13 protein-coding genes are annotated in these 16,134 nt (G+C 71.4%); 7 read left to right on the top strand and 6 right to left on the bottom strand.

Going from position 1 to position 16,134, the window contains the following annotated elements:
• Window positions 1-82 precede the first annotated feature (82 nt).
• Window positions 83-1,867, top strand: a complete 1,785-nt coding sequence (locus ACGF3C_RS28260; RefSeq protein ID WP_393226671.1) for an N-acetylglutaminylglutamine amidotransferase — start codon at window positions 83-85, stop codon at window positions 1,865-1,867.
• Between the two features lie 31 nt (window positions 1,868-1,898).
• On the opposite strand, the gene ACGF3C_RS28265 is transcribed toward ACGF3C_RS28260, so the two are convergent.
• The 3 genes from ACGF3C_RS28265 to ACGF3C_RS28275 all read right to left on the bottom strand — a co-directional run bounded on the left by ACGF3C_RS28265 (window position 1,899) and on the right by ACGF3C_RS28275 (window position 4,666).
• Window positions 1,899-3,032: a glutamate--cysteine ligase gene (locus ACGF3C_RS28265; protein WP_393226672.1), complete on the bottom strand. Its 1,134-nt coding sequence runs from the start codon at window positions 3,030-3,032 to the stop codon at window positions 1,899-1,901.
• 66 nt (window positions 3,033-3,098) lie between these two features.
• Window positions 3,099-4,307, bottom strand: a complete 1,209-nt coding sequence (locus tag ACGF3C_RS28270) for an RNA polymerase sigma factor (RefSeq protein ID WP_393226674.1) — start codon at window positions 4,305-4,307, stop codon at window positions 3,099-3,101.
• A 2-nt stretch (window positions 4,308-4,309) separates the two neighbouring features.
• A complete protein-coding gene (locus ACGF3C_RS28275) occupies window positions 4,310-4,666 on the bottom strand; it encodes a YciI family protein (protein ID WP_145788708.1) in 357 nt (118 codons plus the stop codon).
• Window positions 4,667-4,836: 170 nt separating this feature from the next.
• On the opposite strand from ACGF3C_RS28275, the gene ACGF3C_RS28280 reads away from it, so the two are divergent.
• Window positions 4,837-6,159 carry an FAD-dependent oxidoreductase gene (locus ACGF3C_RS28280; protein ID WP_357227802.1) on the top strand — a complete coding sequence of 441 codons (1,323 nt, stop codon included), beginning with the start codon at window positions 4,837-4,839 and terminating at the stop codon, window positions 6,157-6,159.
• A gap of 109 nt (window positions 6,160-6,268) precedes the next feature.
• Here the strand turns inward: ACGF3C_RS28280 and ACGF3C_RS28285 are convergent, their stop codons facing one another.
• Both ACGF3C_RS28285 and ACGF3C_RS28290 read right to left on the bottom strand, forming a co-directional pair.
• Window positions 6,269-8,491, bottom strand: coding sequence for a discoidin domain-containing protein (locus ACGF3C_RS28285; RefSeq protein ID WP_357227800.1), 2,223 nt, complete (start codon window positions 8,489-8,491; stop codon window positions 6,269-6,271).
• 227 nt (window positions 8,492-8,718) lie between these two features.
• Window positions 8,719-9,918 carry an ROK family transcriptional regulator gene (locus ACGF3C_RS28290; RefSeq protein WP_357227797.1) on the bottom strand — a complete coding sequence of 400 codons (1,200 nt, stop codon included), beginning with the start codon at window positions 9,916-9,918 and terminating at the stop codon, window positions 8,719-8,721.
• Between the two features lie 235 nt (window positions 9,919-10,153).
• Between ACGF3C_RS28290 and ACGF3C_RS28295 the strand changes: the two genes are divergently transcribed.
• From ACGF3C_RS28295 to ACGF3C_RS28315, 5 genes are all read left to right on the top strand, one after another.
• Complete coding sequence (locus ACGF3C_RS28295; RefSeq protein WP_355007348.1) at window positions 10,154-11,452, top strand: sugar ABC transporter substrate-binding protein; 1,299 nt, start codon at window positions 10,154-10,156, stop codon at window positions 11,450-11,452.
• Between the two features lie 70 nt (window positions 11,453-11,522).
• On the top strand, window positions 11,523-12,515 hold the full coding sequence (locus ACGF3C_RS28300) for a sugar ABC transporter permease (RefSeq protein WP_357227792.1): 993 nt from the start codon (window positions 11,523-11,525) through the stop codon (window positions 12,513-12,515).
• Window positions 12,508-13,347 (top strand): carbohydrate ABC transporter permease, encoded by an 840-nt coding sequence (locus ACGF3C_RS28305; protein ID WP_091398610.1) that lies wholly within the window; start codon window positions 12,508-12,510, stop codon window positions 13,345-13,347. Before ACGF3C_RS28300 ends, ACGF3C_RS28305 begins: the two co-directional genes overlap by 8 nt.
• A 29-nt stretch (window positions 13,348-13,376) precedes the next feature.
• On the top strand, window positions 13,377-14,753 hold the full coding sequence (locus ACGF3C_RS28310; RefSeq protein WP_357227790.1) for a GH1 family beta-glucosidase: 1,377 nt from the start codon (window positions 13,377-13,379) through the stop codon (window positions 14,751-14,753).
• A gap of 109 nt (window positions 14,754-14,862) precedes the next feature.
• Window positions 14,863-15,531: a TMEM175 family protein gene (locus tag ACGF3C_RS28315; protein ID WP_393226678.1), complete on the top strand. Its 669-nt coding sequence runs from the start codon at window positions 14,863-14,865 to the stop codon at window positions 15,529-15,531.
• On the opposite strand, the gene ACGF3C_RS28320 is transcribed toward ACGF3C_RS28315, so the two are convergent.
• Window positions 15,491-16,099, bottom strand: coding sequence for a nucleotidyltransferase family protein (locus tag ACGF3C_RS28320; protein WP_357231346.1), 609 nt, complete (start codon window positions 16,097-16,099; stop codon window positions 15,491-15,493). The two genes, ACGF3C_RS28315 and ACGF3C_RS28320, sit on opposite strands and share 41 nt — an antisense overlap.
• Between the last annotated feature and the right edge of the window lie 35 nt (window positions 16,100-16,134).

A 16,134-nucleotide genomic window follows, 5' to 3' on the forward strand; every position in this document is an offset into this window, starting at 1 on the left:
GGCGGGGCCCCCGCCACCACCAGTCGGGGAGACGCCACAGGAGGACGCGCATGTCTGCCCTGAACCACCACCACCCCGGCTGATGTGCGGGATCAGCGGGGAGGCGCGATTCGACGGTCGCTCGCCCGACGCGGCGGCGGTCACCCGGATGACCGAGGCGATGCGCTCACGAGGGCCGGACGACGAGGGCCTGTTCGCCGAGGGCTGGGTGACCCTCGGGCACCGTCGACTGACCATCATCGACCTGTCCGACGCGGGCGGGCAGCCGATGGTCCGCGACGATCTGGGCCTGGCGCTGGTCTTCAACGGCTGCGTCTACAACTACCCGGAGCTGCGCGAGGAGTTGCGCCGGGCCGGGTACGCCTTCCACTCCACCAGCGACACCGAGGTGATCCTGGTGGCGTACGCCCACTGGGGTGAGCGTTTCGTCGACCACCTGGTCGGCATGTTCGCGATCGGGCTGGTCGACCGGGTCCGGCGGCGGCTGATCCTGGCCCGCGACCGGCTCGGCATCAAACCGCTCTACCTCGCCGAGACACCGGGCCGGCTGCGGTTCGCCTCCACCCTGCCCGCGCTGCTCGCCGCCGGCGACGTCGACACCGGCATCGACCCGGTGGCGCTGCACCACTACCTGTCCTGGCACTCCATCGTGCCCGCGCCGCGGACCGTGCTGCGCGGCGTGCGCAAGCTCCCGCCGGCCACCCTGCGGGTGATCGAGGCCGACGGGACCAGCCGCGAGGAGCTCTACTGGCGACCCGACTACCTACGGGAGCCCGCCGACGCGGGGATGGACGCTGCCGACTGGCGGGCCGCGATCGGCGACGCGCTGCGCGCGGCGGTACGCCGACGGCTGGTCGCCGACGTGCCGGTGGGGGTGCTTCTCTCCGGCGGACTGGACTCCAGCCTCATCGTGGCGCTGCTCGCCGAGGCCGGCCAGCAACACCTGCGGACGTTCAGCATCGGCTTCGACAGCCGCGACGGCGAGTCCGGCGACGAGTTCCACTACTCCGACCTGGTGGCCCGCGCGTACGACACCGACCACCATCGGATCCGGCTGGCCGACGACGACCTGGTGCCCGCCGTCCGACGGGCCGTGCTGGCGATGACCGAGCCGATGGGCAGCCACGACGTGGTCGCCTTCCACCTGCTCTCCGAGCAGGTGGCGCAGCACGTGAAGGTGGCCCAGTCGGGGCAGGGCGCCGACGAGGTGTTCGCCGGCTACGGCTACCACCAGCCACTGGTCGAGGCACCCCGGCACGGCGCCGCCGAGACGTTCGCCGCCGCGTTCTTCGACCGCGACCACGACGAGCTGCGCCGCATCGTCGGCCCGGCGTACGCGCTGGAGCACGACGCAAGCCGGGACCTGCTCACCCGGCACCTCGCCGCGCCCGGTGCGCAGACCGCGCTGGACGCCGTGTTGCGCCTGGACACCCACCTGATGCTCCCCGACGACCCGGTCAAGCGGGTGGACAGCATGAGCATGGCGTGGGGTCTGGAGGTGCGCACGCCCTTCCTCGACCAGGACCTGGTCACCCTGGCCGCGCACTGCCCGCCGGAGCACAAGGTCGGCCAGGGTGGCAAGGGCGTGCTCAAGGAGGTCGCCCGGGAGGTGCTGCCGGCCGAGGTGATCGACAGGCCCAAGGGCTACTTCCCGGTGCCGGCGCTGCGCAACGTGGACGGCCCGGTGCGCGAGCTGGTCGCCGAGGCGTTGCAGGCGCCGGCCGCGCGCGAGCGCGAGCTCTTCCGCCCGGAGTACGTGGCACATCTGCTGGCCGAGCCGGACCGGGCGGAGGCCGCGGCCGGCAGCAACAAGCTGTGGCAACTCGGCCTGCTGGAGCTGTGGCTCCAGACCCACGACATCCGCTGATCCCGGTGGGCCGTTACGGACGGGCGGGCGGTCAGCTGGCGGCGGTGCGGGCGATCAGATCGTCGAGGACCACGCGCAGGTCTCCGGTGCGCTCCAGCACCCGCCGCTGCCGGGTGGCGCCGGTGCCGTCGCGACGCAGCCGGGCGAGCTGCGCCAACACGTACCCGAGGTCGCCGTGGCGCAGCAGGGCCGGGGCGATCACCGCCATCATCTCGTCGACGAGCGCCCAAGCGGGCCGGGTACCGCCGGCACGCAGGTCGATCAGCTCGCCGTCGAGACCGTCGTGGGCAGCCCGCCAGTGCGCCGCGGCGACCAGGCAGTCCCGGACGTTCGGCGCGTCCACCCCGGCGCGTACGTCGTCGGCGAGGGTGGCGACGAGGGACCGGACCAGCGCGGCGACCAGCACCGCGTCGTCCACCTCGGTGCAGACGTCACCGACCCGCACCTCCACCGTCGGGTAGGTCGACGACGGCCGGGCGTACCAGTAGACCATCGCCGCGTCGAGCATGATCCCGGCGGCGATCAGCTCGTCGACGGTGCTGTCGTAGTCGGCGCTGGAGTCGAAGTACGGCGTCGGTCCGATGCTGGGCCAGCGTTCCAACTGCATCGAGCGCCAACTGGCGTGCCCGGTGTCGTACCCGTCGTGCAGCGGCGAGTTGGTGGTGATCGCCTGCACCACCGGAAGCCACACCCGCAGGTGGTTGCACACCTGCACGGCCAGTTCCCGGTCGGGCAGGCCGACGTGCACGTGGCAGCCGCACACCGCCGGGTCGTGGGCCACCGGCCCGTACCGGCGCGACATCGCGTGGTAGCGCGGTTCGTCGGGGACCGTCCGGTGCGGCTCGGCCACCGGGGTGGCACCAACCGCCACCAGCCGAGCCCCGGCCGCCGTGGCAGCGTCGGCGGCGGAGCGGCGCAACGCCACCAGGTGCGCGCGCAGTTCGGTGAGGTCGGCGCAGACCGGGGTGACCATCTCCACCATGCTGTGCCGGAACTCCTGGCGGCTCTGCTCGCGGGCGGGGCCGCGAAGGGCGGCGAGCACCTGGTCGGCCACCGGCAGGTTCCGGCCGCTGTCCGGGTCGAGCAGCAGGAACTCCTCCTCCACGCCGAGCGTGAGGGTGGACAGGTCGGGCGCGGTGTCGACGGCGGTCGGTCGGTACGCCATGGCCCCTCCCATCCACTGCTGCGGCGGAGCCTCGGATTCCCGGCCGCCCCTGCGGCAAACGCGCCCTCAGGGCGATGCCAGGGCCGTCGCGCGTGCGGTGAGAAAGGCCCGTTCGGCCGCGTTGTCCGTCAGGGCGACAGCCATCCGGTACGCCTCGACGGCCTCCCCGCCCCGGCCGAGCCGAGCCAGCAGGTCGGCGCGGACCACGTGGTAGACGTGGTAGCCGACCAGGTCGAGGCGGTCCACCTCGATCAGCGCGACCGCCGGTCCGGACAGCTCGGCGAGCGCGACGGCCCGGTTCAGCGCCACCACCGGGCTGGGGGCGACCACCCTCAGTTGGTCGTACAGCGCAAGGATCTGCGCCCAGTCCGTGTCGGCGGCGCGCCGCGCGGCACTGTGCACGGCGGCGATCGCGGCCTGGATCTGGTACGGGCCCGGCCGGTCGCGGCGCAGGCAGCGGCGCACCAGCGCCTGGCCTTCGGTGATCAGCTCGGCGTCCCACCGGGCCCGGTCCTGGCTCGGCAGCGCCACCAGCTGACCCTCGGCGTTGGTCCGCGCGTCGCGGCGGGACTCGGTGAGCAGCATCAACGCGAGCAGCCCGAGCGCCTCCGGCTCGTCCGGCATCAGCTCGACCAGCAGCCGGGTCAACCGGATCGCCTCGGCACACAGCTCGGCGCGGACCAGGTGTGGGCCGGCGCTGGCCGTGTACCCCTCGTTGAAGATCAGGTAAAGCACCGCGAGAACCGCGTGCAGCCGGTCGGGCAGGTCGGCGTCGCGGGGCACCCGGTACGGGATCCCGGCGTTGCGGATCTTCGATTTGGCGCGGACCAGCCGCTGCGCCATGGTCGGCTCCGGCACCAGGAAGGCTCGGGCGATCTCGGCGGTGCTCAGGCCACCGAGCAGCCGCAGGGTGAGGGCGACACGTGTGCTCGGGGCGAGCGCCGGGTGGCAGCAGGTGAAGATCAGCCGTAGCCGGTCGTCGTGCACCGGTCCCTCCTCCACGGGATGGTCGGCGGCGTACAGCAGGGCCGCCTGGGCGTGCCGGTCGACCCGGGACGCGTCGCGGCGCAGCCGGTCGATCGCCCGGTTCCGAGCCGTGGTGATGATCCAGCCGGCCGGACTGGGCGGCAGGCCGGTCGTCGGCCAGCGCGCCACCGCGACCACGAAAGCCTCCTGGACGGCCTCCTCGGCGAGGTCGATGTCGCCGAGGAGGCGGACCAGGACGGCGACCGCACGGCCGTACTCGGCGCGGAACACCGCCTCCACGTCGGGCACTGTCAGTCGCCGGCCCCGCCGTGGAAGGGGCGCACCTCGATCGGCAGGGTGGTGGCCAACGCGTAGCGGCGACCCCAGTGCAGGGCGGCGTCCAGGTCCGGCACGTCGATGATGGTGATGCCGCCCAGGTACTCCTTGCCCTCCACGAACGGTCCGTCGGTGATGAGCACCTCGCCGTCGCGGGGCCGCAGCACGGTGGCGGTCTCCGGGCCGTGCAGGCCCTGCCCGAAGACCCACGAACCGGTGGACGCCAACTCGTCGCGCAGTTCGCCGAGCTGACGCATCACCCCGGCCAGGAACTCCGGCTCCGGCGGCAGCTCACCCTGCGGCTGATGAAGGCTGAGCAGGTACAGCGTCATCGTTCCTCCTCGCGGGGGGCCGGCCCGTCGCCGACCTCTCATCCTCCACACGATCGGCCGCCGCCCGAATCGACAGGCCGGCAGAAATTTTCTGCGGCCAACCCGGTCATGGTGTGTGCCGCGACCGGAGCCGGTAGCCATGCCTGCGACGGTTCTGGGTAGACCCCGGTGTGACCGACGGCTTGCGGGTGGTCGTGGTCGGCGCCGGCTTCTCCGGGCTCGCCGCCGCGCTGGCGCTCACCCGTGCCGGCGCCCAGGTGCGATTGTTGGAGGCCCGCGACCGGGTGGGGGGTCGGGTGCTGACCCGGTGGCTGCCGGAACCCACGCAACTCGACCTGGGTGCGCAGTGGATCGGTCCGACCCAGGACCGGATGTACGCGCTGGTCGCCGAGCACGGGCTGGGCACCTTCGCCTCGGCATCGACCGGCGCGCCCACAGTGCTCTGGGCCGGTGCGCGCCGGGCCGAGCCGCCGGCGCAGGTGGGCCGGGTGCTGGGCCTGCTCGACGAGTACGCCGCGCGACTGGACCCGGCCGAACCCTGGGCGACGCCAAAGGCCGCACTGTGGGACCGGACGACCCTCGGCGGGTGGCTCGCCGCCACGGCCGGGGACGACGACATCGCCGACTACCTGGGGCGAGTGCTCGCCGGCGGGCTGCTCGCCACCGGCGCGGACGAGCTGTCCCTGTTGCACCTGCTGTTCTACCTGCGCAGTGCCGGCGGGACCGGACCGTTGCTGGGGATGGCCGGCGGGGCACAGCAGGACCGGATCGTGGGCGGGCCGCCAGCGCTGGCCGAACGGATGGCCACCGCTCTACCGCCGGGCGCGCTGACGCTGGCCGCGCCGGTGCGGGCCATCGAACAGACAGTCGACGGCGCGACGGCGTGGACCGACACCGGGCGCGTCGACGGCGACGCCGTGGTGGTCGCGCTGGCCCCGGCGCTGGCCGGCCGGATCCGGTACGACCCGCCGCTGCCCCCGCTGCGTGACGGGCTCACCCAGCGCATGCCGATGGGTTCGGCGCTGAAGGTGCACGCCGTCTACCCGGAGCCGTTCTGGCGTGCCGCCGGGTGCTCCGGGGTGGCCACCACCAGCGCCGGTCCGCTCACCGAGACGGTCGACAACTCCACCCCGACCTCACCGATCGGGGTGCTGACCGGGTTCAGCTACTCCACCGACGCCGCCACGCTGCGCGGCATGTCCCCCGCAGGGCGTCGGCGATGCCTGCTGGAAGCGTTCGCCGACGTGGTCGGGCCACGAGCCGAGGACCCGGTGGATCTCGTCGAGTACGACTGGTCCGCCGACGAGTGGACCAGGGGCTGCTTCTCCGGCGCGCTCACCCCGGGCACCTGGCGGACGTACGGCCCGCACCTGCGGACGCCGGTGGGGCGGGTGTACTGGGCGGGCACCGAGACGGCCACCCGCTGGAGTGGCTATCTGGAGGGCGCGGTGCGCGCCGGTGAACGGGCGGCGGCCGAGGTGCTGGCCGGCTGAGCGGCACGACCGCGGCCGGCCCGGTCTCGGCGGGACCGGGCCGGCCACGGCCCTGGGTGCCACCCGGCCGACCCGGTCACAGCGGACCGGGTCGGCGCGGGCGCCCCGGTCAGGGGTAGGTGGTCAGGTACACCGTCTGGTTGGCCGCGTTCGCGGTGCCACCGGCGTTGTTGATCACCCGATTGATGGTGCCGACGCCACCGAGCGAGACGGTCACCATGTTCGTGAACCGCACGTTCGGGTTGGTGGGCACCTCGAAGGACCGTTCCTCGACCACGGCCGGGTTGACGTTGAAGTAGCTGTAGCTACCCAGCCCGTACGCCTGGTGACTGGTCACCGAATCGGCGACCTTGTACGCGGCGTAACCCCGGGTCGACCCGTTCATCCAGGCCGCCTGGTTCGGTACGTCGTAGGGCAGCTCGTTCTGGTAGAAGTACGTCCGCCCGCCGTTGCCGTTCCAGATGGTCTGGTACTTCTGGTAGTGCTCGACGAAGAGGCCGTACATGGTGACGTTGTCGCCGTTGACGGTGAGCCCGGTGTCGGCGGTGTTCAACGTCCACCCGGTCGGTACGCCGCTGGCGGCGTGGTCGGCCCGCCACAGCCACATGTGGTCGCCGATCACGTTGTCGCTGTTGACCGTCAGCGTGTTGGTGGCCCTGCCGACGTGCGGCCCGCCGATGCGGAAGAACACGTCGTGCAGCGAGGTCGGGTTCGAGGCGTGGCTCGCGGACGAGCCGGACGGCCCGACCTCCATCAGCACCGGCGAGTTCGTGGTGCCGGCCTCGAACATGATGCCGGCCACCTTCACGCCGTCCACATCGGCCACCCGCATGCCCACCGTGCCGTTGTCGGCCTGGATGGTGGCCAGGCCGAGGCCGAGGATCACCGTGTCAGCCCGGTTGACCTGGATCGGCTCGGTGATCCGGTGCACGCCCGGCGTGAAGAGCAGGTGCTTGCCCTGGGCGAGGGCGGTGTTGATGGTGGCGGCGCTGGTGCCGGGCTGGACGACGAAGAACTGCGACAGCGACAGCGACGAGCCGGCCGGGGTCTTGTTGTACCAGCTGGTGCCGGTGGAGTTGGTGCGCAGCGCGGGCACGAAGACCCGGTACTCACCGCTTCCGGTCACGTAGAGGAACGGCTTCTCCCGTACCTGCGGGGTCTGCGGGATCACCGTGTGCGACGGGTTGGGGAAGCTGGGCGCGGGAGCGCCGTTGACGCCCTGGAAGACCATGTTCCACACCGAACCGGTCCAGCCGTTGCCGAACTCGCTGTTGCGGGAGTACCACTGCTGCTGCGAGCCGGAGACGACGAGGCCGTCGATGCGGGTGTCGGCCAGCAGGCCGCCGCTGGACCAGCCGTCGCCGCCGTTCCAGAGTTGGATCTGGTTCTGCGCGCCGCGCAGGTGCATCCGCCGGTACGGCGCCGCCTGCGACACCGCCCAGCGCTCCACGGTCTGCCCGGCGGGCAGGGTGACCGACAGGTTCTCGGCGGCCCGCCAGAAGTTCTGGGTGGCGTTGCCGCCGAACCAGAACGCCTCGGCACGCACGTGGCCGTTGAGGTTGACGTCGTCGGGGCTCATGCCGAGGCCGGCGACCTGGGTGAAGAAGCCGAGGTTGACGTCGGCGGTGTAGGTGCCGGGCTTGAACAGCACCGCGTAGCGCTGCGGGCCGAACTGGTTGGTCTCCTGCTGGGTGAAGAGGGTGTTCAGTCGACTCTGGATTGTCGACGTCGGGGTGCTCGGGTCGAAGACGAACGTGTTCGACCCGAGGTTCGGGTTGTACGGGTCGGTGGGCGTCACCGGGGGCTCGTTGGTGCCGCCGCTCTCGCCGTAGACCTGGAACTCCCAGAGCGAGTAGCCGTAGCCGGTGCCGCGGGCGGTGCCGTACATGCGGACGTAGCGGCCGGCGCCGGAGACGGTGAGGTTCTGGGTGCCGCCGGTGCCGGTGGTGGTCGAGTAGATCGTGGTCCAGGTGGACCCGTTGTCGGAGGTCTGGAGCTGGAAGGCCCGGCCGTAGGCGCCCTCCCAGAGCAGGTTGACCTGGGTGATGGTGGCGCGGGCGCCCAGGTCGACCTGGAGCCACTGCGGGTCGCTGAACGCGCTGGACCAGCGGCTGCCGGTGTTGCCGTCGACAGCGGCGGCGGCGGGGGTTCCGCCGTTCTCGGTGGACGAGGCGGTGGCCGTACGGCCCTGGGACAGCAGGACGGGGGCGGCCTGCGCGGGTGCGGTGGCTCCGGTCGGCGTGAGCGCCGCGACCAGGGCCACGGTGAGCCCGACGAGCAGGTGGCGCACGGCCCGGGGACGCGGGCGTACGGATGTAGCACGAGATGTCATGACATCGCCTGTCGATAGGGGGTTACGGGTTGCCGCACGGATGGGATCGGACTCGCCCGTGACGCCGTGGATGGTGCCGCCGACGCGGTGCCGCGGGGAGGAGAGCGCTCTCGTAGGAGTGTTGCGGCGAGATTGCGGCGGCGTCAAGACATCGATCTATAACTTCGTTATTTATCCCGAGGATTCTTTTTGGGTAATTTGCCGTCGGCCTGCGGAGTCGTGCTCCGTCAGCGTCGGACGCCACCCTCGGTGAGGAAGCGGGCGATCGGGAGGGTTGCCGCGCCCAACGCCACCGCGTCCACCCCGAGCCGGCACAGCTCGATCGACGCCTGCTCGTACGGCTGGCGCAGCGCCTGCCGGCCGGCAGCCTCCCGCACGGCCGGCAGCAGGTCGCCGAGGGCCATCGCCGCCCAGCCGCCGAGCACCACGCGCTCCGGGTTGAACAGGTTGATCAGGTTCGCCACCCCGGCACCGAGGTAACCCGCGGTCTCCTCCAGGACCCGTCGGGCGGTGGCCGAGGTCTCGGCGGCGGCGACCAGCGCGGCGATCTGAGACTCCTCGTCCTCGCCCGGCACCTGTCGACCCCGGCGCGCCTCGCGGTAGCGGTCGATGATCGCCTCCGCCCCCACGTACGCCTCCAGGCAACCGCGCGCGCCGCACCGGCAGACCCGGCCGCCGTACACCAGGGTGGTGTGCCCCCACTCCCCCGCGCTGCTGGACGCGCCCCGGTAGGTGGCGCCGTTGGTCACCACCGACGCGCCGACACCGGAGCCGACCAGTGCGAAGACGGCGTGCCGGGCGCCCCGGCCGGCACCGAACCACATCTCGGCCTGGCCCAGGGTCTTCGCGCCGTTGTCGATGTGCAGCGGCAGGTCGGTGCCGGCCCCGATCAGACGCTCCAGCGGCACCCGGTCCCAGCCGAGGGCCTGGGCGTGCACGACGGCCTCGGTGCCCTGCTCGACCACGCCGGAGACGCCGATGCCGACGCCGAGCACGTCGCCGGCGGTCACCCCGGCCTGGCCGGTGACCGCGTCGATGCCGGCCAGCACGTGCCCGGCCACCAGGTCGGGCTCGGTACGGGCCGGGTCGAGCGGGTACTCGATGCTGGCCAGCAGGGTCATCGCGAAGTCGAACAGCTCCACCCGGACCCGGGTCTCGCCGACGTCCACGCCGATCACGAAGGCGAAGCGGGGCGCGATCCGCAGCAACATGCTGGGCCGGCCGCCGTCGGACTCGGCGGCGCCGGCCTCGGCGACCAGCCCTTCGTCGATCATGTCGGCCACCACGTTGCTGACCGCGGGTTGGCTCAGCCCGGTGCTGCGCACCAGGTCCTGCCGGGTGAGCAGGCCGTCCAGGAAGAGCTTGGTCAGCAGGGCGGACCGGTTGCGCAACCGCACGCTGCGGTTGGTGGCACGCGCCAGCTCCACTCGTCACCTCGTTCCCGTCGGCCGTTCGAGGCGACTGTAACCGCCTCGTGCTTGACGACCCACCTGCCAGCAACTTTAATGACGACATAAATTAAGCCGTGATGTAACTCCCGGGAAACGCCGACGGACCCCGACGGCGCACCCCCGAACCCTGTCCGCGGCCGGCCCCCGTCACCCGACCCCTATCGGTGACGAAGACCGGCGGACCCCCACCACGCACCGGAAGGGCTGACCCGTGTCGAGACGACACCTCGGGATATTCACCGCCGCCGTACTGGCGGCCGCCTCGCTGACCGCCTGCGGAGGCTCCGGCGACGACTCCGCCGCATCACCCAAGACGCTCACCTACTGGGCCAGCAACCAGGGCGCCAGCCTGGAGGCCGACAAGACCATCCTCCAGCCGGAGTTGGACAAGTTCGAGAAGCAGACCGGGATCAAGGTCACCGTCGAGGTGGTCCCCTGGTCGGATCTGCTCAACCGCCTGCTGGCCGCCGCCGCCTCCGGCAAGGGCCCGGACGTGGTCAACATCGGCAACACCTGGTCGGCGTCGTTGCAGGCCACCGGCGCGCTGGTCGAGTTCGACGACGCCGCCCTGCAGGCCGTCGGGGGCAAGGACCGGATCGTGCCCGCCGCGCTCGCCGCCGCCGGCGCCCCGGGCAAGCCGCCGGCCGCCGTGCCGCTCTACAGCATGGCGTACAGCCTGTACTACAACAAGAAGTCGTTCGCCGACGCCGGCATCACCGCGCCGCCCACCACCTGGGAGCAGGTCGTCGAGTACGGCAAGAAGCTGAGCACCGGCGGCAAGTGGGGCCTGGCGATCGAGGGCGCCAACCCGTCGGAGAACGCCCACCACGCGTTCACCTTCAGCCAGCAGTACGGCGGCGAGTGGTTCGACTCGGCCGGCAAGCCGACCTTCGACACCCCGCAGAACGTGTCGGCGATCAAGCGGTACATCGACTTCATGGCCGCCGACAAGATCACCAACCCGAGCAACGCCGAATACGCGCAGAACCAGTCGGTCTCCGACTTCGCCAACGGCAAGGCCGCCATGCTGCTGTGGCAGTCCGCCGGGTCGAACCTGAAGACGCAGAACATGCCCGCCGACGCGTACGGGGTGGCCCCGGTGCCGTTCCTGGCCAGCCCGCCGGCCGGCGGCAAGAAGGTCAACAGCATGGTCGCCGGGATCAACATGGCGGTCTTCAAGCACACCAAGAACAAGGACGGCGCGCTGAGCTTCGTCAAGTTCATGACCAGCGACGAGGAGCAGACGCTCCTCAACAAGACGTACGGCTCGCTGCCGGCGGTGAAGACCGCGGCCTCCGACCCGGCGTTCAGCGCGACGGAGCAGAAGACCATCCAGGAGACCCTGGTCACGACCGCGGCCCCGCTGCCGCAGGTGCCCGATGAGAGCACCTTCGAGACCCTGGTCGGCACCGCGATGAAGGAGTTGTTCGCCGACGCGGCCAGCGGCAAGCCGGTCACCGAGGCTTCGGTGAAGGCCAAGCTGACCGACGCGCAGCAGAAGATGCGCTGACCGAGGCGTGACCGGTGGCCGTGGTCGGGTGCTGAACCCGACCACGGCCACCGCCTCCGAGAGGACCCTGATGGCAACCAGCACCACCGCGCCGGACGCCGACCGACGCGAATCCCGGGCCGGATCACCGACCCGGAAGCCGGCCCGCCGGCCCCGCGGCCCCCGCCGCTCACTTCTGCCGTACCTGCTGCTCGCACCGGCCGTCGTGCTGGAACTCGCCATCCACGTGATCCCGATGGTCGTCGGGGTCTGGATGAGCCTGCTGGAGCTGACCCAGTTCCACATCCGCGACTGGTCCACCGCGCCCTTCGTCGGGCTGGAGAACTACCGGGCGACACTCGACCTGAACAGCGCCGCCGGCAAGGAACTGCTGCACTCGTTCTGGGTCACCCTGGCCTACAGCCTGCTCTCGGTCGGGTTCGCCTGGCTGCTCGGCATCTCGGCGGCGGTCGTCCTGCAACGGCCGTTCCGGGGACGCGCGATCCTGCGGGCGCTGTTCCTCACCCCGTACGCGCTGCCGGTCTACGCCGCCGTGATCACCTGGAGCTTCCTGCTGCAACGTGACACCGGCCTGGTCAACCACGTGCTCGTGGACCAGCTCGGGCTGATGAACGAACGGCCGTTCTGGTTGATCGGCGACAACAGCTTCTGGTCCCTGCTGGTGGTGTCGGTCTGGCGTAACTGGCCGTTCGCGTTCCTGTGCCTGATGGCCGGGTTGCAGAACGTGCCCGGTGAGCTGTACGAGGCCGCCGCGATCGACGGCGCCGGGTTCTGGCGCCGACTGCGCTCGGTCACCCTGCCGATGCTGCGGCCGGTCAACCTGGTGCTGCTGCTGGTGCTGTTCCTGTGGACGTTCAACGACTTCAACACCCCGTTCGTGCTGTTCGGCGGCTCCGCGCCGGAGCAGGCCGACCTGATCTCCATCCACATCTACCGCAGCTCCTTCAAGACCTGGGACTTCGGCTCCGGGTCGGCGATGTCGGTGGCGCTGCTGCTGTTCCTGCTGGTCGTCTCGGCCGCGTACCTGCTGATCACCAACCGTCGGAGGGACGACCATGCGTGAGACCGCCGGCGAGCGCTGGGGCCGGCGCATCGTGCTGACCCTGCTCACCCTCTTCGTCGTCATCCCGCTCTACGTCATGGTCACCTCGGCGGCCAAGCCGTTGCAGGACGTGCAGAACGGCTTCACCTGGTGGCCCAGCCGGCCCACCCTGCAACCGTTCATCGACATGTGGAGCACCGTGCCGCTGGCCCGGTACCTGGTGAACAGCCTGGTGGTGTCGAGCATCGCGGCGGTCTGCTCGGTGGCGGTGGCCATCTTCGCCGCGTTCGCGGTGAGCCGCTACCGGTTCCGCGGTCGCGGTGTCTTCTCGGTGACCGTGCTGTCCACGCAGATGTTCCCCGGCATCCTGTTCCTGCTGCCGCTGTTCCTCATCTACGTCAACCTGGGCAACGCCACCGGCATCGAGCTGTACGCCAGTCGCACCGGCCTGGTCATCACGTACCTGACCTTCTCGTTGCCGTTCTCGATCTGGATGCTGGTCGGCTACTTCGACTCGATCCCCCGGGGTCTGGACGAGGCGGCGCAGGTCGACGGCGCCGGTCCGCTGCGCACCCTGTTCCAGGTCATCCTGCCGGCCGCCGTGCCCGGCGTGGTCGCGGTCACCGTGTACGCGTTCATGACCGCGTGGGGTGAGGTGCTCTTCGCGTCGGTGATGACCGACGAGGGCAGCCGCACCCTGGCCGTCGGCCTGCAGGGCTACTCCACCCAGTTCAACGTCTACTGGAACCAGATCATGGCCGCCTCGCTGGTGGTCAGCATCCCGGTCGTCGTCGGGTTCCTGGCCCTGCAGCGCTACTTCGTCGCCGGCCTCACCGCCGGTGCGGTCAAGTGAGTCATCCAACCCCAGAGGAGAACCGACCCGTGCCCGACCTGTCCAAGCTGCCACCCGACTTCCTCTGGGGTGTCGCCACGGCGGCGTACCAGATCGAGGGGGCCGTCGACGTCGACGGCAGGGCACCGTCCATCTGGGACACCTTCTCGGCGACACCCGGCAACGTCGACAACGGCGACACCGGCGCGGTGGCCTGCGACCACTACCACCGGTGGCCGGAGGACCTGGCGTTGCTGCGCCGACTCGGCGTGGACACGTACCGTTTCTCGGTGGCCTGGCCCCGGGTCATGCCCGACGGCGTCGGGCGGGTCAACGCCGGCGGGCTGGACTTCTACGACAGGCTCGTCGACACGTTGCTCACCGACGGGATCCGACCGTTCGTCACGCTCTACCACTGGGATCTGCCGCAGGTTCTGCAGGACTCCGGCGGTTGGCCGGAGCGGGCCACCGCCGAGGCGTTCGCCGACTACGCGGCGGTCGTCGCCGGCCGCCTCGGTGACCGCGTGACCGACTGGTGCACCGTCAACGAGCCGCTCTGCGTGTGCTGGATCGGGCACCTGGAGGGCAACATGGCCCCCGGCGAGCGCGACCTCACCCGCGCCGTGCACGCCTCGCACCACGTGCTGCTCGGGCACGGCCTGGCCACCCAGGCGATCCGCGCCAACGCCGCCCGGCCGGCCTCGGTGGGCCTGGTCGTCAACCTCAGCCCGATCGAGGCGGCGACCGACCGACCCGAGGACGTCGCGGCGGCCCGCCGGGCCGACGGGCACGTCAACAGGTGGTGGCTGGACCCGATCCACGGGCGCGGCTACCCCGCCGACATGATCGCCACGTACGGGGTCGAGCCGCCGGTACGCGGCGACGACCTGGCAGTGATCGCCACGCCGACGGACTTCCTCGGGGTGAACTACTACTTCCGTCAGCTGGTGGTCGACGATCCGACAGGTCCGGCGCCGTTCGCGAAGCAGGTGCCGGTGCCCGGCTCGGTGGAGACCGCGATGGGCTGGGAGATGTACCCGGCGGGCCTGGAGCGGCTGCTCGTCGACGTGCACGAGGAGTACCGGCCGGGCCGGATCATCGTCACCGAGAGCGGCTCGGCGTGGCCGGACGAGGTCACCCCGGACGGCACTGTCGAGGACAAGGAACGCACCGACCACCTGGAGCAGCACCTGGCCGCGTGCGCGTCGGCGGTGGCCCGAGGGGTTCCCCTGGACGGCTACTTCGTCTGGTCACTGCTGGACAACTTCGAGTGGGCGTACGGCTACGACAAGCGCTTCGGGCTGGTGCACGTCGACTACGCCACCCAGCGCCGGACGGTGAAGGCCAGCGGTCTGCGCTACGCCGAGGTGATCCGCGCGCACCAGCGGCTCGCCCGCACCACCGGCACCGCGACTCCGGTGGCCTGAACGGGGGCGGTGCGAGCGGCCGCCCGGGGTCTCGACCCCGGGCGGCCGTTTCCGTTCCGATCGGAGGAAACCACCACCGGCCGCGTTGCCGAGTGGCTAGCCTGCGGCAATGTCCGCAGCACCCGACGAGGTCGAGCGGCCCGACCCCACGGGTCGAGTGTCCGCCACCGACCGGATGACGGCCTTCAGCGACGGGGTCTTCGCCATCGTCATCACCCTGCTGGTCATCGAGTTGCGGGTGCCCGAGTACCACGAGGGTGAGCTGCTCACCGGTCTGCTCGGCGAGGGCGCCTCCTACCTGGCCTTCGTGGTGTCCTTCGTCTACATCGGGGTGCTCTGGCTCAACCACCACGCGCTGTTGCGGCTGATCCGCGGCACCACGCTCACGCTGAGCTGGATCAACCTTGGTGTGCTCTTCGGCGCGGTGATCATCCCCTTCCCCACCGCGGTGCTGGCGTCCGCGTTCACCCATGGCGACACCGACGACCAACGGGCGGCTGTCGCCCTGTACGCGCTGGCTGCGGCCCTGATGTCAGCCCCCTGGCTGGTGTTCTTCGGCTACCTGCACCGCCACCCGGCGCTGCTCCAACGTCGGGTCAGCCCCGGGTACGTGCGGACGCAGCGGCTGCGACCGGTCACCGGCCTGATCCTGTACGGGCTCAGCGGTCTGCTCGGCTGGTTCGTCAGCCCGGTGCTGGGCCTGATCGGCGTCATCGTCATGATCACCTATCACGCGATCACCAGCGAGGGTCTGCCCCGCTGGCTGACCCGTCGCTGACCGGGCGGAGTCGGCGCAGGTCGGCCGGGGTGTCCACGTCGACCGGGGACCCGACGTCGTCACAGGGCACCTCCGCCACCAGGTCCGGCCGATCGCGCAGCAGGTCGCGCGCGCCCCGGTCGCCGACGGCGTACCCGCTCAACAGCGGCCAGGTCTCCCGGCCCAGCAGGATCGGGTGCCCGGGTCGGCCGGCGTAGGTGGCGACCGCGACGAGGGCGCCGCCGTCGTACGCCGCGCGCACCCGGCGCACCGCGACCGGGCTGAGCAGTGGCTGGTCGACGAGGACCACGACGGCGGCCGGCACGTCGGCCGGCAGCGAGGCCAGGCCTCGCAGCAGCGACGAGCCCAGCCCGTCCGCCCAGCGATCGTGCCGGACCGGCACCGCGCCGGGCAGGTCGGGCACCTGATCGGCGCCCGCACCGAGCACCACGTGCACGGGTGCGCAGCCGCCATCGCCGAGCAGCCGGATCGCGCGCCGCACCAGCGGCTCGCCGTCCAGCTCGACCAGCGCCTTCGGCCGGCCGTAGCGCCGCCCGGCGCCGGCGGCGAGGAGCAGTCCGGCGGTCACCGTCGTCACCTCCCGTACGAAGGGCTTTGCGTTAT

Origin of the sequence: Micromonospora sp. NPDC047762, from assembly GCF_043204655.1 — a bacterium.
In the GTDB taxonomy this organism is placed as follows: domain Bacteria; phylum Actinomycetota; class Actinomycetes; order Mycobacteriales; family Micromonosporaceae; genus Micromonospora.